Origin of the sequence: Streptomyces sp. NPDC048277 (genome assembly GCF_040652235.1) — a bacterium.
Lineage (GTDB): Bacteria > Actinomycetota > Actinomycetes > Streptomycetales > Streptomycetaceae > Streptomyces.
On sequence record NZ_JBEZLQ010000008.1, the window covers coordinates 279,971 to 297,441 of the forward strand.

A 17,471-nucleotide genomic window follows, 5' to 3' on the forward strand; every position below is an offset into this window, starting at 1 on the left:
AGGCTCCTGCCATGCACATCGAGATCGACAGGGACGTCTGCATCGGCGCCGGACAGTGTGCCCTGACCGCCCCGAACGTCTTCACCCAGGACGACGACGGCTTCAGCACCCTGCTCCCCGGAATGGAAGACGGCGGCGGCGACCCGCTGGTCAAGGACGCGGCCCGGGCCTGCCCGGTGCACGCCATCACGGTCAAGGAACCGACGGGCTGAGCGCGGCTCAAGGGCTGAGCACCGCCAGTTCCAGCCGCCGCAGCCGCGCCGGTTCGGCGATCACCTCGTAGGCCGCCACCCGGTCGCCCTCGACGGTCACCCGCAGGACGTACAGCAGCCGTCCGCGCGGGGCCACGAGGAGACCGACCTCGCCGTCCACCAGGGCCGGCACGGCGAACCGGGCGCGCCGGCGGAGCAGCACGGTACCCTCCGCGACCGCCCGGGCGCCCCGCAGCTCCGCCGCCACGCCCGGCGGCAGGGCCGCGGGGTCGGCCCGCCGGACCACGTCCGGGGCCAGCAGGTCCAGCAGCGCGCCCAGGTCACCGCCCCGGGCGGCGGCCAGGAACGCCTCCACCACCCCGCGGTGCCGGTCCTGCTCGGCGGCCGGCAGCGCGGGCGTGCCGCGCACCTTGTGCCGGGCCCGGCTGGCGAGCTTCTTCGCGGCCGGCAGCGAACGGTCGGTGATTGCCGCGATCCGCTCGAACGGCACCGCGAACAGGTCGTGCAGCACGAACGCCACCCGCTCGGCGGGGCTCAGCGTCTCCAGCACCACCAAGAGCGCGAGCCCCACCGACTCGGCCAGCACGGACTCCTCCTCGGGCCCGTCCCCGGCCGCGCGCTCCGGGAGCTCCTCGCCGTACGGCTCCTCACGACGTGCCGTGCGGGCGCGCAGCATGTCCAGGCAGACGCGGGAGACGACCGTCGTCAGCCAGGCGGTGAGGTTGCCGATCCCGGCGCCGCCCGCGCGGCTCAGCCGCAGCCAGGCCTCCTGGACCGCGTCCTCGGCGTCACCGGCCGAGCCCAGCATCCGGTACGCGATCGCCCGCAGCCGCTCGCGGCGCGCCTCGAACTCCGCCGCCAGCTCGTCGTGCCCGTCCATGGGTCACCTTTCCGTTCCGTGCTCCGTCACCCCGTCGACGAACCCGAACCGACCGAGGTGACCACCCCATGCTGCTGCACATCGACTCCAGTGCCGACCCGACCGCCGACTCCGTGACCAGGCGCCTCACCGCGCACTTCGCGCGGGCCTGGCAGGAGCGGCACGGTGTCACGGACTACCGCCACCGCGACCTGACGACGACCCCGGTGCCTCCGCTGACCGGCGCCTACACCACCCTGGGCCGTCGTGTGGAGCGCGAGGGCTTCGTCCCGCCCGCCAAGGTCCCCGCGCTCGTCGAGAGCCCGGCCGAGGCCCGCGAGTGGGAGCTGACCCTGCCCCTGATCACCGAGCTGGCGGCCGCCGACACGGTCGTCCTCGGCATCCCCATGTACAACTTCTCGGTGCCGGCGGCCCTGAAGGCGTGGATCGACCGGGTGACCTTCCCCGGCGCCTTCGCCCACCCGGACACGGGGGAGAGCCTGCTGGCCGACACCCGGGTGGTGGCCGTGATGGCACGCGGCGGCGCCTACGGACCGGACACCGGCCGGGAGTCCCTGGACTTCCAGACCCCCTACCTGAAGGCCTGGTCGGGCAGGCTCGGCATCCGCCCGGACCACCTCCACCTGGTCGTCGCCGAGCTGACCCGCGTCGACGTGCTGCCCCAGCTGGCGGGCCGGGAGGCGGCGGCCGCCGCCTCCCTCGCCGCGGCCCGCGCCAGGCTCGTGGCCCTCGCCGCCGCCTGACCTCTCCCCGCTCGGCAGCCGTCGTTCCCGGTCCGCCGGAACCCGCATAGGGTTCCCGGATGACCGCTGAGCCCCCGAAGCCCTTCCTCTACCTCGTCGTCTGCGCGGCCGGCGTCGCGGCCGGCGTCGGCAAGCTGATCACCGTGGCGCAGGAGCGCGGCTGGGAGATCGGGGTCATCGCCACACCGGTCGCCATGAACGGCTTCTTCGACACCGCCGAGGCCGAGGCCCGCACCGGCCGCCCGATCCGCTCGGCCTGGCGCCGGCCCTCGGACCCGCGTCCCTTCCCGCCGCCGGACGCGGTGGTCGTCGCCCCCGCCACCTTCAACACCGTCAACAAGTGGGCCGCCGGGCTCGCCGACACCCTCGCCGTGGGCACCCTGTGCGAGGCCCTCGGCCTGGACGTCCCGATCGCCGTCCTGCCCTGTGTGGCCGGCGCGCTGGCCGCCCACCCCGCCTACCAGGACAGCCTGACCCGGCTGCGCGGGCTGGGCGTCCGTTTCGGCGACCCGTACACCGGCGCGCCCGAAGCGGACGGCGGGCGCCCCGAGTTCGCCTGGCACCGGGCGCTGGACCTGCTGGACTGAAACCGTGGCGTCCGATTACCACCGGCACGACAGGAGACCGGACGACGAATCGACGTACGCTCGCCTCTGTACGACATGATCTCGAAGTCGGGAGTCGACGATGGAGTACGTGAAGCTCGGCCGCACCGGTCTGGACGTGTCCCGGATCTGCCTCGGCTGCATGACCTACGGTCTGCCCGACCGCGGCACCCACGAGTGGACCCTCGACGAGGAGGCGTCCCGTCCGCTGATCCGGCAGGCGCTGGACGCGGGCATCAACTTCTTCGACACCGCCAACGTGTACTCCGACGGCACCAGCGAGGAGATCGTCGGCAAGGCGCTGCGCGACTTCGCCCGGCGCGACGAGTACGTCCTCGCCACCAAGGTGCACGGCCGGATGCGCCCCGGACCCAACGGCGGCGGCCTGTCCCGCAAGGCGATCCTCGCCGAGATCGACCACAGCCTCGGCCGGCTCGGCACCGACTACGTCGACCTCTACCAGATCCACCGCTACGACCACGACACGCCGATCGAGGAGACGATGGAGGCGCTGCACGACGTCGTCAAGGCGGGCAAGGCCCGCTACATCGGGGCCAGTTCGATGTACGCCTGGGAGTTCTCCAAGGCCCAGCACACGGCGGAGCGGCACGGCTGGACCAAGTTCGTCTCCATGCAGAACCACTACAACCTCCTCTACCGCGAGGAGGAGCGCGAGATGCTGCCGCTCTGCGCCGACCAGGGAGTGGGCGTGCTGCCCTGGAGCCCGCTGGCCCGGGGCCGCCTCACCCGCGACTGGGGCACGGTCACCGAGCGCAGCTCCACCGACAACTTCGGCAACCGCCTCTACCAGGAGGGCGACCGCGCCATCGTGGAGGCGGTCACCCGCATCGCCGAGGACCGCGGCGTCCCGCGCGCCCAGGTGGCCCTGTCCTGGCTCCTCCACCAGAACACGGTGACGGCCCCGATCATCGGAGCCTCCAAGCCCAAGCACATCGAGGACGCGGTAGCGGCAGTGGAACTGACCCTCAGCGACAAGGAGTTGGAAGAGCTCCAGCAGCCCTACGGCCCCCACTCGATCTCCGGCCACTGAAGCGCCCCGTCAGGGGCGCGGGGAACTGCGCGAGCAACCCCCACCCACCCGCACCCGAATCACAACCGAGACGTCCCGCACGGACCCGCCCCCTCGCTCTCCAGCAAAGGAACCCTGTCCCCACCCATGCTCAACGTCCGGTAGTACCCCCCGATCCGCACCGCGGACCGCCCCACATAGTGCCCGATGAACGACCGCCGGAACCGACCGGCGGAGCGATTCGGCTGTGACCCGTGCACCAGACTCCCGTTGAAGAACAGCACATCCCCCGGCCCCATATCGACGGGCACCGCCGCCAGCCCCTCCGGCGGTGCCACGTACTCCCGCGCGAACGACAGCTCCGCGTCCGACTCCTCCGGGCAGAACAGGTCCATCCGGTGCGTCCCCGGCACGACCTCGAGACCGCCGTTCTCCCGGTCGATCGCCTCACAGGCGACCCACGCGGCGACACACGTCCCCGGCTCCACCCGCAGATAGAAGTTGTCCTGGTGCAGCGCCTGCCCCCGGGCCCCCGGCGGCTTGAAGTAGAACATGCTCTGCGCGGCCAGCACCTCCTCCCCGAACAGCCCCTCCAGGATCACCCGCAGCCGTGCGTCCAACAGCAACTCCCGGGCGAGCAAACTGATTTCGTGGGGCTGCATCACCCGGGGATACCGGTGCAGCGGATCAGCGGTCGGCCCCGGCTGGAAGTGCCCCGGCACGGCCCGCCCCGCCGCGTGCAGCGCCGCGAACTCCGCACACAGACGGTCGATCTCCTCGTACCCGAACAACCCCCGTACGACGGTGAACCCGTCCTCCTCGAACTGCCGCAGGATGGTGGTGTCGATGCCCGTGGCTGTCATACCCGCGCTCCTCGGTCCGGTGCCCTGGGCCTGTCACGCTAGGCCGACGCGCCCGCAGAGAGGATGTCCATGAGCGCTGAGGGACTGCCCGGGACTGCTGCCCCGGCCCCGCCGTCGGGCATGGTGGTCACCGGCCGCTACGACCAGGGACCCGGCTACCGGGTCAACCGCCCGCAGGGATCGGGCAGTTGGCTGTTCACCTGGACCACGGAAGGCCGCGGCCTGCTCCGGCAGGGCGCGGCGCATACCCACGCCACGCCCGGCGACCTGGTGGTCCTCGCCCCCGGCAGCGCACACAGCTACACGCTCGCGCCCGGCGCGAACCGCTGGCGTTTCTGGTGGGCCCACTGCCAGGCCCGCCCCAACTGGGCTCCCTGGCTGGGCCCTTGCGCCCTGGGCGACGGCGTCTACGCCGTCAGTGCTGAGGGCGGCACACACGCCCGGATCGAGGCGGCCTTCCACCGCATGCTCGCCGACTCCCGCTGGACGGGCAGCGGCGCGCCGCCCGCGGCCCTGCCCGACGACGCCCCGGTGGCCGTCGCGCACGGCAGCGCGGCACGCGAACTCGCCCTGTGCGCACTGGAGGAGGTCGTCCTGCTCGCGACGGCCGGCGCGCACCGGGGACCGCCCGGCCCGGACACCGGGGACGGACGGGTGCGGCGCGCCGAGGAACTGATCGCCGCCGACCCCGGCGCCCCGCACACGGTCGACTCGCTCGCCGCGCGTGTCGCACTCTCTCCGTCCCGGTTCGCCCACCTTTTCGCCCGGCAGACCGGCGTGCCCCCGATGCGCGCGCTGCGCGAGGCGCGACTGCGACACGCCGCCCGGCTCCTGGAGAGCACCGACCTGACCGTCGAGCGGGTCGCCGCCGCGTCCGGATTTCCCAGCCCGTTCCACTTCAACCGGGTTTTCCGGGAAAGATACGGTGTCCCGCCCGGCGCCTACCGCTCAGGTGAACACCCCTGACACGCCCCGCTATTGGTTCGCGGGTCCCGAAGGGCCGGAGGCTTGCGCAGGTCGGGCCGTGGTTCAATGGTTCGGGCCGATGCCGGGGCGGCCGACTCCGAATCCCCGCGCCAATTACGATGTCGATACAGCGACAAAGGACGAACTCGCGCATTGACGTTTCGTCAAATTAGCCCAAGGTCCGGGCATTGCGCAAAACCCAGAGATCCCTTGTTCTGCCTGCTGGCCTGTGCAAAAGTGTGGCGTGTCGGCGTGCGGTGAATTGTTTTCACCCGCATGCGCGAGGCCGCTCCCGTACGCCCCCCACGCTTCAAAAGAGCTGCCGACGGCGGACGTGAGAGCGCCGAACCCCCAACAGGCCCTTCCGGTCAAGGTATCGGCAGGGTCGTATACCGGCCACATACCAGTTGGTATGGACCGAATCCCGCGTTGGCTCTGGAAGGAATGCAGCCGTGAATGACGCAGGCCTGGGGAATTCCCCTACCCCCGCCCGGCCGTTCGACGTCACCGACGAGCAGCTCAGCGCCGAGCTCAAGCAGTGGACGAGTACCGCGCCCGCCCTGCATCCCGTCGGTGAACTCCTCGACCGGCACTGGGAAGCGGCCTTCGCCTACGCCCGTCTGTGCACCGAAGGGACGCGCGGCGCGGGAATGCTCACCACCGCCGCATTCACCCGCCTCTTCGGCGACTCCCTTCGCCAGGACGGCCCGAGTGCCGCCTGGCGCCCCCATCTCCTGGTCACCGTCCGCCGTATCGCCGCCGAATGGGACAACGACGGCCGAGGCGAACTGCTCCACCCCGAACTGCGCGTCGGAAAGGGCGAGCGGGCCGCCGCCCGGCTGCTCCCGCCCGCCAACCGGCGTCTGCTCTCCCGTGCCTTCCAGCGGCTGACCCAGTCCGCACGGGCCGTGCTCTGGCACACCGAGGTCGAGTCCGAGCCCCTGTCGACACCCGCCGGACTGCTCGGCCTCGACGAGCAGGACGCGCGGGTCGAGCTGCGCCGGGCCCGCGAGCGGCTGCGCGAGGAGTGCCTCCAGGTGCACCGCGAACTCGCCCACGAGGACGAGTGCCAGCGCTACGTCCGGATGATCGACGTGACCTTCCGGCGCGGCGGGATCGACATCGACCGGGACCTCCAGCAGCACCTGAACGGCTGCAAGCACTGCCGGTTCACCGCCGACCAGCTCCACCAGTTCAACGGCGGCCTCGGCATCGCCCTCGCGGAGGCCGTGCTCGGCTGGGGCGCCCGTGCCTACATGGAGACCCGTGCGGGTCTCCTGGCACAGTCCGCCGAACCGGAGGCCGCGTCCGCCGGCCGGCCCGCAGGCGGTTTCGCGGGCGGTGAGGCCTTCGCGTCGGCGGCGCCCGAGCCGGGCAAGGACCTGGTGGTGCACCCCGTCGCCTCCCGCCGTGCCACGCAGCGGGCCGCCCGCCGGGTACGGCGCCGCAACCTCGCCGTGGCCGTCGGCACCGTGAGCGGTCTGGTCGTGCTGCCGCTGGTGCTGTGGTCGGTGCTCGGCTCCGGTGACGACTCCGGTTCGGCGGCCTCCGCCAAGCCCTCCGCCACACCCGGCGCCGGCAAGTCCAGCTCGGGCGCGTCCTGGATCGGCACCAGCCAGACCACCCAGGGCACCCTGCACGGCCGGCTGCACAACATCGCCTCCGGTCTGTGCATCGGCGTGGTCGGCAAGAAGGCCGCCAAGGGTGCCGAGACCGAACTCGCCGAGTGCTCCTCGGCCGCCAGCCAGCAGTGGACGTACGACAGCGACGGGCTGCTGCGCAACGGCGCCGACCCCGGCCTGTGCCTCGACTCGCACCTCGGCTACTCCGTCCAGCTCGCCCCGTGCTCGGCCGCGGCCGGGTCCGGCGCCGCCCGCAGCATCCGCTACGACTTCACCCTCCAGGGCGCCCTGGTGCCCCGCTGGGACCAGGACCTGGCGCTCGCCCCGGCGGCCACCGACGGCGGCGGCTCCCTGGTGGTCAAGACCCGGGCGAACACCAGCGCCCAGCGCTGGGTGATGGACACCTCCCAGCCCGACCTGCAGATGCAGATCGTCAACTGGGACGCCGACACCACCCCGACCTCGACCGCGTCCGCCACCCCCACGACCAAGTCCGCGAAGCCCTCCACGCCGACGCCCACCCCGTCGGCGTCGCGGACCACCGCCGAGCCGACACCGTCGAGCACGGCCGGCTACAACCCGTGCTCCGACTACCCGGGCTACTGCTACGGGGGCGGCCAGTACGACGGCGGCTGGGGCGGCTGGGGCGGCTGGGGCGGAGGCTACGGGGGCGGCTACGGCGGTGGCGGCCACCGCGGTCACTGAGCCCGCGCGGGTTCAGTGGTGGTGGGGCGGCGGGGGCGGCATCGTCGTCAGGTCCGGCGCCCCCTCGGGCCACACCAGCAGCACCGGGCAGGGCGCGTGGTCGACGGCGAACCGCACCGCCCTGCCCAGGCTGTGCGGCCCGAGCCGGGACCGGTCGCCGTCCCGGGCCACGATCAGCAGATCGGCCCCCTCGGCGGCGGCCACCACCTCCCGCTCCACCCGCCCGGTCCGCTCCAGCCGGGTGCACGGCCGCCCCAGCCGGGCCTCGGCCGCGTCGAGCAGCTCCGCCGCCGACGTCCCGCCGAGCTCCACCAGCCGCCGCTCCGGGTCAGGCTCCGAGCCCGCCCGGCCGAGCAGCCCCGCGAACGCGCCGTGCGCGAGCCCGGCCACCCCCGGCTCCGCCACATGCAACAGCACCACCTCGGACGCGGCCGGCGCGTAGGAGCGCGCCGCGTCCACACAGGCGGGCCAGGTCCCCTCGACCAGCCAGACGATCACCCGCATACGGCCTCCCGGTCAGCCCCCGACCACCTGCAGCGCACCCCACAGTGCCACCACCGCCGCGCCCAGCGCGGTCGGCACGGCGAACAGCCCCAGCCGGGTGAACTCCCGCAGATCGACCCCATGGTCGTGCTGGTGCACGATCCTGCGCCACAGCAGCGTCGCGAGCGACCCGGCGTAGGTGAGGTTCGGTCCGATGTTCACCCCGAGCAGCACGGCCAGCACCGCGCCGGGCCCGGTCGGCGCGGCCAGCGGCAGCAGCACCAGCACCGCCGGCAGGTTGTTGATGAGGTTCGCGAGTACGGCGGCCAGCGCGGCGACACCCAGCAGCGCCGGCAGTCCCGTCCCGCCCGGCAGCACGTGCCCGAGGGCGTCGGCGAGCCCGTTGTCGACGACCGCCCGCACCACGACGCCCAGCGCGAGCACGAACGCCAGGAACGCCGGTGCCGCCGCCTTCACGACCGTCAGCGGCGTCGCCCGGCGCCGCAGCAGCGCCCGCCCGGCCAGCACCAGCGCACCCGCGCACGCGGCCCACGCCGGATCGACGCCGACCGCGGAGGTGAGCACGAACCCCGCCAGGGTGCAGCCCACGGTGGCGAGGGCGAACACCGGCAGCGGGGGCGGCTCGCCCGTGTCCTTCGCCCCCGGGGCCGCCGTGGACAGGTCCCGGGCGAAGAACCGCCGGAACACCAGGTACTCGGCGCCGATCGCGGCCAGCCAGGGCAGCACCATCAGCGCCGCGAACCGGGTGAAGCTCAGCCCGCTGGCCGCGAACGCCAGCAGGTTCGTCAGATTGGACACCGGCAGCAGCAGCGAGGCGGTGTTGGAGAGATGGGTGCAGGCGTAGACGTGCGGCTTGGCCCGCACCCCGGAGCGGGCCGCCGTCGCGAACACCACCGGGGTCAGCAGCACCACCGTCGCGTCCAGACTCAGTACGGCCGTGATCACCGAGGCCAGCGCGAACACCGCGGTCAGCAGCCGCACCGGCCGGCCGCCCGCCCACCGGGCCATCCACGCTCCGCAGGCCTGGAACAGCCCCTCCACGTCGCAGAAGTGGGCGAGCACCAGAACCGCGGCGAGGAAGCCGACCACCGGCCCGAGCTGCTCGACCTCCGCCCGGGCGTGGTCGAGCGAGAGCGCCCCGGTGGCGACCACCACCCCCGCCGCGGGCACGGCCAGCACCGCCTCCGGCCAGCCGCGCGGCCGGACCACGGCCCAGGCGAGGACGGCGGCGAGCAGGACGACGGACAGGGTCTCTGCGAGCGGGGTGTTCAGGGTGTGTTCCTCGGGGCGTGATCAGATGCTGCCCGCCCATGAAAGCAGACGGACCCGCTTACGCGGACGGGGTACCCGCCGGGCCCAGGAACTCCGCCCAGCCGCCCGTCGGCTCCTGGCCCGGGTTCAGGGTGCGCATCTTGCGCAGCACCGCCGGGTCCTGTGCCTCCAGCCATGCCACCAGCTGCTTGAAGGACACGAAGCGCACATCGTCGTGCTCGGCCATCTTGCCGATCGCCTCCTCGACGGCGTCCATGTAGATGCCGCCGTTCCAGCGCTCGAAGTGGTTGCCGATGAAGAACGGCGCCCGGTTGGTGGTGTACGCCCGCTCGAAACCCGCCACGTAGCTGTCGCGGGCCTGGGTGCGCCAGGCGTCGTACTGGGTCTTGTCGCCCAGCGGATTACCGGCGGACTGGTTGTACATCATGTTGTAGTCCATCGACAGGACCTGGAAGGAGTGCCCGGGGAACGGTATGGACTGCAGGGGGAAGTCCCAGATGCGGTTGCCCTGCACCTTGCCGGGCCAGATCTGCAGGCCGCCGGGGGAGGAGGCGTCGTACTTCCAGCCGAGCGCGGCCGCGGTGGGCAGCAGGTTGGACTGGCCCTCCAGGCACGGGGTGCGGCCGCCGATCAGCTCCTTCTTGTAGTCGAAGGGCAGCGGGTCCAGGTCGGTGAAGCCGGTGTTCGTCTTCCACTTGGTGACGAAGTCCATGGCCTGCTCGATCTCGCTGCGCCACTCGGCGGGGGACCAGTTGCGCACGCCGTCACTGCCGCAGAAGTGGCCGTTGAAGTGGGTGCCTATCTCGTGGCCCTCCAGCCAGGCGGCGCGCACCTGCTGGAGGGTGGCGTGGATGTGCCGGTCGGAGAGGTAGCCGATCGCGGAGGCGCCGACCGCGTGCTGCGGCGGCCGGTAGAGGTCCTTCTTCGACTCGGGCAGCGTGTAGATGCCGGACAGGAAGAACGTCATCTTCGCGCCGTGGTCCGCGGCCACCTTGCGGAAGCGGGAGAACAGCTGGTTGCTGAGCTCGCCCGCGCCGTCCCAGGAGAACACCACGAACTGCGGCGGCTTGGCGCCGGGCGCGAGCCGCGTCGCCTTCGGCTGGTGCGGCTGGGCGCCGGTGTCGGCCGTGGAACCGTCGCCGATGAGCTTCAGCGGCTTGGCCGACACGCTGCCGCCCTTGCCGCCGTCGGCCGAACCGCTGCCGTTCAGCGTCCACTTGCCGTTCGAGCACGCGGAGAGCGCGCCCAGGGCCCCCGCCGTCGCGCCCGCCGTCAGCACCCGCCTGCGAGAGATCCCGCTCATGTCCGTCCCCGATCCCGTCGTCCCGGCCCCCCGAGGAGCCTGTTTCTGCGTGGTCGACGGGTTCGATGGCCGGTCCGGCGAAAAAGATCGGAGCCCACGGCGCGTGTTGCACGCCTGTGACAGTTGTGGCCCGGACATGACGAACCCCGCTGCCCGGGGGAGTGGGCAGCGGGGTTCGGCCTGGGCGGTGATCAGGCGCCGGTACCGGCGCTGAACACGGTCAGACGTACCGAGGAGGCGTTCCCGGACACCGGGACAGTGCCGCCCTTCCAGGTCACCTTCAGCGAGTCCCGCTCGTCCGGCGGGGTGACCACCAGCGCGGCCGGGGTCGCCGTCTTGGCGCCGCTGACCTCCGGGTTGGAGAAGGTCAGCCCCGCCCAGGCGCTCTGGCCGGACTTGAGGGTGACCGTCGCGGCGGTGCCGCCGGACTCGCGCACGGGGTCGGGGCCGAGCTGGGAGCCGGAGGCGTCCACGAAGGCGGCGCCCGGGAAGCCGCGCACGGTGCAGGTGCGGCCCGACTTGTTGGTGAGCACGATCGGGAAGTTCTCCTGCCCGGCCCCCGGGTTGTTGCCGCCGACCGAGGCGGACAGCTCGGAGGTGTGGCAGCGCGTGCCGCTCGCGGCGGCGGTCGTCGTGCCGCCACCGCCCGTCGCCGAGCCGGTGCTCGTGTTCCGGGACGAGGCCGAGGGCGCCGTGCTCGTGCCGGACGGGGCCGACCCGGTGTCGGACGTGCCCGAACCGGCGGAGCCGTCCGTCGCGGGCGCCGCCGTGCCCGACACGGACTCCGGGGACTTCCCCGGGCTGCCGTTGCCACAGGCCGTCAGGAGGCCCAGGGCGGCGACCGCGCTCGCGAGCAGGGCCGCTCCGCGCCGCAAGGACTGGGACGTGTGCGCCATGTCTCTCCACACTCCTGGTTGCTCACGGCACGCGGGTGAGGCGTGCCTGCGGTGCTCCGTGCGCCTTCTCCTCTATCCGATGCGCTGAGCGGCGGAAAAGTTCGGGGCCACGCCGTGATTCACCGGGTCAGGTGACCCGAAGGGAGCGAAGTATGCCGTCCGTCGTGGCACGGTCCGCCGCGCCCTGCCGCCGTACCTGGACGTACACCTGGGGCTGGTCGGCCCCGCCGGCCGGGCCGAGGGCCGCCTCCTGGATCGATCCGCCGGTGCCGGAGCAGTCGCTCCAGGTGCGGATCCTTCCCTTCCAGTCGGTGCCGGAGTAGGCACGGCTGCCGTCGTAGTGACAGTCGTCGTGGGACAGGGCGGTCACCTTGGCCGTGACATCGCCGTGTTCGCTCACGCCGATGAACACGCCGTTCACCGCGGCCGTCAGGTCCTGCCACTTCGACACGTCGTCGGCGACCTCCAGGCCCGGCTCATGGCCGGAGGCCAGCCCGAGCGCCTTGGGGTTCCAGCCGGAGTTCCGCAGCTCGCCCGCCCACCCGGACGGCACCTCGGCCACCACCCGCCCGGTGGAGTCGGCGACCCGGGTCTCCTCGGCCGCCGAACCGTTCCGGTCGACCAGCGTGACCGCGACGGCCGTGCCCCCGGCCGCGAGGACCGCGGCGACGGTCAGGGTGACCGCGTTCAGCCGTCTGCGGACCCCGTCCAGGCGTCTGGGGCGACGCGCCGCGGCGACCGCGGCCAGCCGGTCCAGCTCGTCCGCGAAGGACTGCGCGGTCGGCCAGCGCCGCTGCCGGTCGGGTTCCAGGGCCCGCATCAGCGCCCGCTGCACATCCTCCCCGAGGTCCGGCCGCAGCCGCTCGGGCCGTACCACCTTCCCGGGCGCCGCCGGCACCGTCCCGGTGACCAGCTCGTAGCCCACCGCGCCCAGGGCGTAGACGTCGGCGCGCGCGTCGATGCCCTCGCCGGGCTGGGCCTGCTCCGGCGGCTGGTACCCCGCCGAACCGGCCGCCAGCGTGAGGCCCGACGCCTGCGCCAGGCTCTTCGCCAGCCCCAGGTCGGCCAGCAGCACCCGCCGGGTGCCGTCCTGCGCGGTGCGCAGCAGCACATTGGTCGGCTTGATGTCCCGGTGCACGATCCCCGCCCCGTGCAGATCCGCCGCGCCGCGCGCCGCCAGCGCGGTCAGCAGCAGGGCGTCGGGGACCGGGAGCGGGCCGCCGCCGAGCAGATCGGCGAAGGTGCCCGCGTCGGCGTACTCCATCACGAAGTACGGCCGCCCGTCCGGGAGTTCACCGATGTCGTAGACCTGCACCACGCGCTTGGAGTCGGCCCGCCGCAGCAGCCGCGCCTCGGACAGGAACCGGTCGTGGATGTCGAGCCGGTGGGACCAGTTGTCGGCGAGCACCTTCACCGCGACCGAGGCGTCCAACTGGTCGTCATGGGCGAGCCAGACCGTTCCGAAGGCACCGGTGCCCAGGCGCCGTTCGAGGCGATAGCGGCCGATCCGCTCAAGGGGTTGCATACGACTATCATGCCTGGCCTGAGATCGACTTCGAGGGGGACCTCCCGTGCCGGACGCCACGCTGACCGAAGACCTCGCCCGGCGGGCCGCCGCCGGCGACCAGCTGGCCCTGAACCAGCTGCTCACCGAGGTGTGGCCAGACGTCGTACGGCGCTGCGGACGGTTCCTGCCCTGCCGGGAGGACGCCGAGGAAGCGGCCCAGGACGTGCTGCTCCAGGTCTCCCGGAAGATCTCCACCTTCGAGGGCCGCAGCCGGTTCAGCACCTGGCTCTACACGGTCATCGCCAACTGCTCCCGGCAGAAGTACCGGGACCTGAAGCGCCGGGCGGCGGAGCAGCCGGCGACCATCGAACCCGCCGAGCACGTCGACCCGCGTACGACGAGTGTGATCGCGGGCTCCCGGATCGATCTGCTGGAGGCGCTGGACCGCCTGGAGCGGGAGCACCCGCAGCTGGTCGCGCCGCTCGTCTACCGGGACATCTGCCAGCTGGACTACGCCGAGGTCGCCGAACGGGTGGGAATTCCGCTCGGGACGCTGAAGTCCCGGCTGCACGAGGCGCGCAAGCAGGTCCGGCCCTGGCTGAGCGCGCCGTAGCAGCCGTAGAAACAGCGATGGCCGCGTCTCCGCGGCCCGCACAAACACACGGCAAGGAGTTCATCCACTCCTTGCCACTCTCAACTTATAGCGCACTGGGGGGCTTGCGGCAAGGCCCCCCTCGTCCCGCAGAATCGCAGGCCGAAGCCAGGAACCGCGGTATTTGGGGGATGCGCTCCATGCGTGTGCTGTTGATGGGATATGGGTCGCGCGGGGACGTCGAACCGCTGGCGGGACTCGCGGCGGCCCTGCGGGAACTCGGCGCGGAGCCACGGGTCTGCGCCCCGCCCGACGAGGAGTACGCCGGCCTGCTGGCCCGGGCCGGTGTGCCGCACGTGCCGTTCGGGCCGTCGGTGCGGGCGCTGGTGACCAGGCCGAAGCCGTCCCCGGAGGACGCGTTCAGACTCGCGCCCGAACTGGTCGCCGCGCACTTCGACACGGTCGCGCCGGCGGCCGAGGGATGTGACGTGCTGGTGGCGAGCGGCCTGATGCCGGCCGGCGCGCGCTCGGTGGCCGAGAAGCTGGGCATCCGTTACGTGCTCGGGTGCTTCCACCCGTTCGGACTGCCGTCCGCGCACTTCCCGCCGGCCGGACGGCCGGGCCGTCCGGCCCCGCCGGACGCCGACCTGCGGACGCTCTGGAAGGTGGACGCCGAGCGGGTGAACGCGCTGTACGGCGAGGCCCTGAACACCCACCGGGCGGCCCTCGGCCTGCCGCCGGTGGACAACGTCCGCGACCATGTCCTCACCGACCGGCCGTGGCTGGCGGCCGACCCGGCCCTGGCCCCGTGGCGGGACCTGACGGATCTCGACCTCGTGCAGACCGGGGCGTGGCTCCTGCCCGACGAACGCCCGCTGCCGGCCGGCCTGGTGGCGTTCCTGGAGGCGGGTGCGCCGCCGGTGTACGTCGGCTTCGGCAGCATGGCCATGCGTACGGCACCGGACGCCGCCCGGGTGGCCGTCGAGGCGGTCCGCGCCCAGGGCCGGCGCGTCCTGGTCGGGCGCGGCTGGGCGGACCTCGCCCCGGTCGACGACGAGGACGACTGCTTCGCGATCGGGGAGGTCAACCACCAGGCGCTGTTCCGCCGGGTGGCCGCCGTGGTCCACCACGGCGGCGCGGGCACCACGACGACCGCCGCCGTGGCCGGTGTGCCCCAGGTGGTCGTGCCCCAGATCGTGGACCAGCCGCACTGGGCCGCCCGGGTGGCCGAACTGGGCATCGGCGCGGCCCACACCGGCCCTGCCCCGACCGTCGAGTCCCTCTCGGCCGCGCTCGCGGCCGCCCTCGCCCCCGAGACCCGGGACCGCGCGGCCATCGTGGCCGGCACGGTGCGCACCGACGGAGCGAGGACTGCTGCGCGGATGCTCCTCGACGGAGCCTGAGCAGCACACCGCCTGGTGAGGTGCGGTTCATCGAAGACTGCGGGGCCGTCGTGGCCGGTCGCGCAGTTCCTCCCCCAGCCCTCGGCTGGGGGTACCCCCAGCGCCCCTTGCGGGGCGCCACCGTGGTCCCTTTTCCTTCCCCCCGGAGCTGATGCATTGCACCCCCTGACCACCAGCGCCTTCGACCTGCCCGAAAGCCTGTCCGCCAAGGCAGCCCCCGCCCTGATCGCCGGTGACGAACGGCACTTCGCCGCCATCGCTCGCTGCCTCGACGAGACCATCGCCGAACTGTCCGACCAGCTCGACGCCGAGCTCAGGGCGCCGGGCGGCACGGGCCGGGCCGCGATGGACCGGGACATCGAGGTCCACCGGCTGACCGGACGGCTGCGCACCCTGCGCCGCTTCGGCCTGGACCTGTGCCTCGGTCACATCGTCGGCGCCGACGACCCCGAGCCCGTGTACATCGGCCGGCTCGGCCTCACCGACAGCGAGGGCCGCCGGCTGCTGCTCGACTGGCGTTCCCCCGCGGCCGAGCCGTTCTTCGCGGCGACCCACGCCGACCCGACGGGGCTGAAGAGCCGCCGCAGGTACCGCTGGACGAACGGCCGGATCAGCGACTACTGGGACGAGGTCTTCACCGCCGACGGACTCGACGGGCACGTCGCGCTCGACGACCAGTCCGCCTTCATCGCCAGCCTGGGCGCCGACCGCTCGGAGCGGATGCGCGATGTGCTCGCCACCATCCAGGCCGACCAGGACGCCATCATCCGCGCGGGGTCCCGGGGCGCCCTCGTCGTCGACGGCGGCCCGGGCACCGGCAAGACCGTCGTCGCCCTGCACCGCACCGCCCACCTCCTGTACTCCGACCCGCGCCTCGGTCACCGCCGGGGCGGCGTCCTGTTCGTCGGCCCGCACCGGCCCTACCTGAACTACGTCTCCGACGTGCTGCCCAGCCTCGGCGAGGAGGGCGTGCAGACCTGCGTCCTGCGGGACCTCGTCGACGAGGGAGCCGACGCGACACCCGAGGCCGACCCGGAGGCGGCCCGACTGAAGTCGACCGCGGACATGGTGAGGGCGATCGAGACGGCCGTCCGGTTCTACGAGGAGCCCCCGGCCGAGGGGATGACGGTCACCACCGACTGGGCCGAGCTCCGGCTGACCGCGGACGACTGGGCCGACGCCTTCCGGGCACCGGGGCCCGGCACACCGCACAACGAGGCCCGCGACCAGATCTGGGAGGAGCTGGCCACCATCCTGCTGGACAAGTACGACGGCGACGACGTCACGCCCGAGCGGTTCCGCAGGTCGCTCCGGCAGGACCGGGAGCTGGCCGGCACCCTCGACGGCGCATGGCCGCTGCTGGAGGCGACGGACCTGGTCGGAGACCTGTGGTCGGTGCCCGCCTATCTGCGGCTGTGCGCCCCCTGGCTGGACCGCGAGGAGGTCCGGACGCTGCAGCGCGCGGACCCCCAGGCCTGGACGGTGTCCGACCTGCCGCTCCTGGACGCGGCCCGGCAGCGGCTCGGCGACCCGCGGGCGGCACGGCGCAAGCAGCGCCAGGAGGCCGTCCTCGCCGCCCAGCGCGAGCGCATGGCGCAGGTCGTCGACAACCTGATCGGAGCGGTCGCCGACTCAGGTGCCGACGGCGACGAAGGCGAGGGCCTGGTGCGGATGCTGCGCGGCGCCGACGCCAAGGTCAGCCTGGTCGACGAGTCCGAACTGCCCGCCCTCGCCCCCGATCTGCTCGCCGGCCCGTTCGCGCACATCGTCGTCGACGAGGCCCAGGAACTGACCGACGCGGAGTGGCAGATGCTGCTGCTGCGCTGCCCGTCCCGGAGTTTCACCATCGTCGGGGACCGCGCCCAGGCCCGGCACGGGTTCACCGAGACCTGGCGGGAACGCCTGGAGCGGATCGGGCTCGACCGGATCACCATGGCCTCGCTCGGCATCAACTACCGCACACCGGAAGAGGTCATGGCGGAGGCCGAGCCGGTCATCAGGGCCGCGCTCCCGGACGCCAACGTGCCGACCTCGATCCGCGCCGGCGGCCTGCCCGTCGTCCACGCTTCCGTGGCCGAGCTGGACTCGGTCCTCGACGACTGGCTCGCCACCCACGCCGAGGGCATCGTCTGCGTGATCGGCGACCCCGCCTTCACCCCGACGTCCCGCGTCCGCTCGCTGACCCCGGAGCTGTCGAAGGGGCTCGAGTTCGACCTGGTCGTCCTCGTCGACCCGCAGGAGTTCGGCGACGGGGTCGAGGGCGCGGTCGACCGCTATGTCGCGATGACCCGGGCGACCCGGCAGCTGGTCGTCCTCACGAGCGACTCGTAGCGAGCGTCTCTCAGGGGTGTCTCTCAGAGGGCGGCGA

Annotated in this window: 16 protein-coding genes; 9 read left to right on the plus strand and 7 right to left on the minus strand. The window is 73.0% G+C overall.

The genetic code is table 11. The features are described 5' to 3' along the window. Positions 1 to 11: 11 nt before the first annotated feature. On the plus strand, positions 12 to 212 hold the full coding sequence (locus AB0D85_RS20090) for a ferredoxin (RefSeq protein ID WP_362321848.1): 201 nt from the start codon (positions 12 to 14) through the stop codon (positions 210 to 212). A gap of 7 nt (positions 213 to 219) precedes the next feature. Here the strand turns inward: AB0D85_RS20090 and AB0D85_RS20095 are convergent, their stop codons facing one another. Then, a complete protein-coding gene (locus AB0D85_RS20095) occupies positions 220 to 1,092 on the minus strand; it encodes a sigma-70 family RNA polymerase sigma factor (protein ID WP_362321850.1) in 873 nt (290 codons plus the stop codon). 68 nt (positions 1,093 to 1,160) lie between these two features. Between AB0D85_RS20095 and AB0D85_RS20100 the strand changes: the two genes are divergently transcribed. The 3 genes from AB0D85_RS20100 (at position 1,161) to AB0D85_RS20110 (ending at position 3,491) form a co-directional block, all read left to right on the plus strand. Then, complete coding sequence (locus AB0D85_RS20100) at positions 1,161 to 1,835, plus strand: NAD(P)H-dependent oxidoreductase (protein ID WP_362321852.1); 675 nt, start codon at positions 1,161 to 1,163, stop codon at positions 1,833 to 1,835. A 59-nt stretch (positions 1,836 to 1,894) separates the two neighbouring features. After that, on the plus strand, positions 1,895 to 2,422 hold the full coding sequence (locus AB0D85_RS20105) for a flavoprotein (RefSeq protein ID WP_362321854.1): 528 nt from the start codon (positions 1,895 to 1,897) through the stop codon (positions 2,420 to 2,422). Between the two features lie 100 nt (positions 2,423 to 2,522). Continuing rightward, a complete protein-coding gene (locus AB0D85_RS20110; RefSeq protein ID WP_362321856.1) occupies positions 2,523 to 3,491 on the plus strand; it encodes an aldo/keto reductase in 969 nt (322 codons plus the stop codon). Positions 3,492 to 3,550: 59 nt separating this feature from the next. On the opposite strand, the gene AB0D85_RS20115 is transcribed toward AB0D85_RS20110, so the two are convergent. Beyond that, entirely contained in the window at positions 3,551 to 4,333 is a 783-nt protein-coding gene (locus AB0D85_RS20115) for a phytanoyl-CoA dioxygenase family protein (protein WP_362321858.1), read from the minus strand. A 69-nt stretch (positions 4,334 to 4,402) separates the two neighbouring features. Here AB0D85_RS20115 and AB0D85_RS20120 point away from each other — a divergent pair, with 69 nt between their 5' ends. Together AB0D85_RS20120 and AB0D85_RS20125 are read left to right on the plus strand one after the other, a co-directional pair. Further along, positions 4,403 to 5,299 (plus strand): helix-turn-helix domain-containing protein, encoded by an 897-nt coding sequence (locus AB0D85_RS20120; protein ID WP_362321860.1) that lies wholly within the window; start codon positions 4,403 to 4,405, stop codon positions 5,297 to 5,299. A 452-nt stretch (positions 5,300 to 5,751) separates the two neighbouring features. Next, complete coding sequence (locus tag AB0D85_RS20125) at positions 5,752 to 7,626, plus strand: RICIN domain-containing protein (RefSeq protein WP_362321862.1); 1,875 nt, start codon at positions 5,752 to 5,754, stop codon at positions 7,624 to 7,626. A gap of 12 nt (positions 7,627 to 7,638) precedes the next feature. Here AB0D85_RS20125 and AB0D85_RS20130 read toward each other — a convergent pair whose 3' ends face one another. The 5 genes from AB0D85_RS20130 to AB0D85_RS20150 form a co-directional block, all read right to left on the minus strand. Beyond that, positions 7,639 to 8,130 carry a universal stress protein gene (locus tag AB0D85_RS20130; RefSeq protein ID WP_362321864.1) on the minus strand — a complete coding sequence of 164 codons (492 nt, stop codon included), beginning with the start codon at positions 8,128 to 8,130 and terminating at the stop codon, positions 7,639 to 7,641. 12 nt (positions 8,131 to 8,142) lie between these two features. After that, positions 8,143 to 9,402: an SLC13 family permease gene (locus AB0D85_RS20135; protein ID WP_362321991.1), complete on the minus strand. Its 1,260-nt coding sequence runs from the start codon at positions 9,400 to 9,402 to the stop codon at positions 8,143 to 8,145. A 58-nt stretch (positions 9,403 to 9,460) separates the two neighbouring features. Continuing rightward, a complete protein-coding gene (locus AB0D85_RS20140; RefSeq protein ID WP_362321866.1) occupies positions 9,461 to 10,705 on the minus strand; it encodes a hypothetical protein in 1,245 nt (414 codons plus the stop codon). 191 nt (positions 10,706 to 10,896) lie between these two features. Further along, positions 10,897 to 11,601, minus strand: a complete 705-nt coding sequence (locus AB0D85_RS20145) for a DUF4232 domain-containing protein (RefSeq protein ID WP_362321868.1) — start codon at positions 11,599 to 11,601, stop codon at positions 10,897 to 10,899. 127 nt (positions 11,602 to 11,728) lie between these two features. Beyond that, positions 11,729 to 13,126: a serine/threonine-protein kinase gene (locus tag AB0D85_RS20150; protein WP_362321870.1), complete on the minus strand. Its 1,398-nt coding sequence runs from the start codon at positions 13,124 to 13,126 to the stop codon at positions 11,729 to 11,731. 46 nt (positions 13,127 to 13,172) lie between these two features. On the opposite strand from AB0D85_RS20150, the gene AB0D85_RS20155 reads away from it, so the two are divergent. The 3 genes from AB0D85_RS20155 to helR all read left to right on the plus strand — a co-directional run bounded on the left by AB0D85_RS20155 (position 13,173) and on the right by helR (position 17,434). Beyond that, complete coding sequence (locus AB0D85_RS20155) at positions 13,173 to 13,721, plus strand: sigma-70 family RNA polymerase sigma factor (RefSeq protein WP_362321872.1); 549 nt, start codon at positions 13,173 to 13,175, stop codon at positions 13,719 to 13,721. 179 nt (positions 13,722 to 13,900) lie between these two features. After that, positions 13,901 to 15,103 carry a glycosyltransferase gene (locus AB0D85_RS20160; protein ID WP_362321874.1) on the plus strand — a complete coding sequence of 401 codons (1,203 nt, stop codon included), beginning with the start codon at positions 13,901 to 13,903 and terminating at the stop codon, positions 15,101 to 15,103. 156 nt (positions 15,104 to 15,259) lie between these two features. Then, on the plus strand, positions 15,260 to 17,434 hold the full coding sequence (helR, locus tag AB0D85_RS20165) for an RNA polymerase recycling motor ATPase HelR (protein WP_362321876.1): 2,175 nt from the start codon (positions 15,260 to 15,262) through the stop codon (positions 17,432 to 17,434). The last annotated feature ends 37 nt before the right edge of the window (positions 17,435 to 17,471 follow it).

Excerpts from the sequence above, each read along its gene's own strand:
- AB0D85_RS20160 (WP_362321874.1), top strand. The coding sequence starts at position 13,901 with ATGCGTGTGCTGTTGATGGGATATGGGTCGCGCGGGGACGTCGAACCG.
- AB0D85_RS20130 (WP_362321864.1), bottom strand. The coding sequence starts at position 8,130 with ATGCGGGTGATCGTCTGGCTGGTCGAGGGGACCTGGCCCGCCTGTGTG.
- AB0D85_RS20145 (WP_362321868.1), bottom strand. The coding sequence starts at position 11,601 with ATGGCGCACACGTCCCAGTCCTTGCGGCGCGGAGCGGCCCTGCTCGCG.
- AB0D85_RS20100 (WP_362321852.1), top strand. The coding sequence starts at position 1,161 with ATGCTGCTGCACATCGACTCCAGTGCCGACCCGACCGCCGACTCCGTG.
- AB0D85_RS20120 (WP_362321860.1), top strand. The coding sequence starts at position 4,403 with ATGAGCGCTGAGGGACTGCCCGGGACTGCTGCCCCGGCCCCGCCGTCG.
- AB0D85_RS20095 (WP_362321850.1), bottom strand. The coding sequence starts at position 1,092 with ATGGACGGGCACGACGAGCTGGCGGCGGAGTTCGAGGCGCGCCGCGAG.
- AB0D85_RS20105 (WP_362321854.1), top strand. The coding sequence starts at position 1,895 with ATGACCGCTGAGCCCCCGAAGCCCTTCCTCTACCTCGTCGTCTGCGCG.
- AB0D85_RS20115 (WP_362321858.1), bottom strand. The coding sequence starts at position 4,333 with ATGACAGCCACGGGCATCGACACCACCATCCTGCGGCAGTTCGAGGAG.
- AB0D85_RS20140 (WP_362321866.1), bottom strand. The coding sequence starts at position 10,705 with ATGAGCGGGATCTCTCGCAGGCGGGTGCTGACGGCGGGCGCGACGGCG.
- AB0D85_RS20090 (WP_362321848.1), top strand. The coding sequence starts at position 12 with ATGCACATCGAGATCGACAGGGACGTCTGCATCGGCGCCGGACAGTGT.
- AB0D85_RS20150 (WP_362321870.1), bottom strand. The coding sequence starts at position 13,126 with ATGCAACCCCTTGAGCGGATCGGCCGCTATCGCCTCGAACGGCGCCTG.
- AB0D85_RS20110 (WP_362321856.1), top strand. The coding sequence starts at position 2,523 with ATGGAGTACGTGAAGCTCGGCCGCACCGGTCTGGACGTGTCCCGGATC.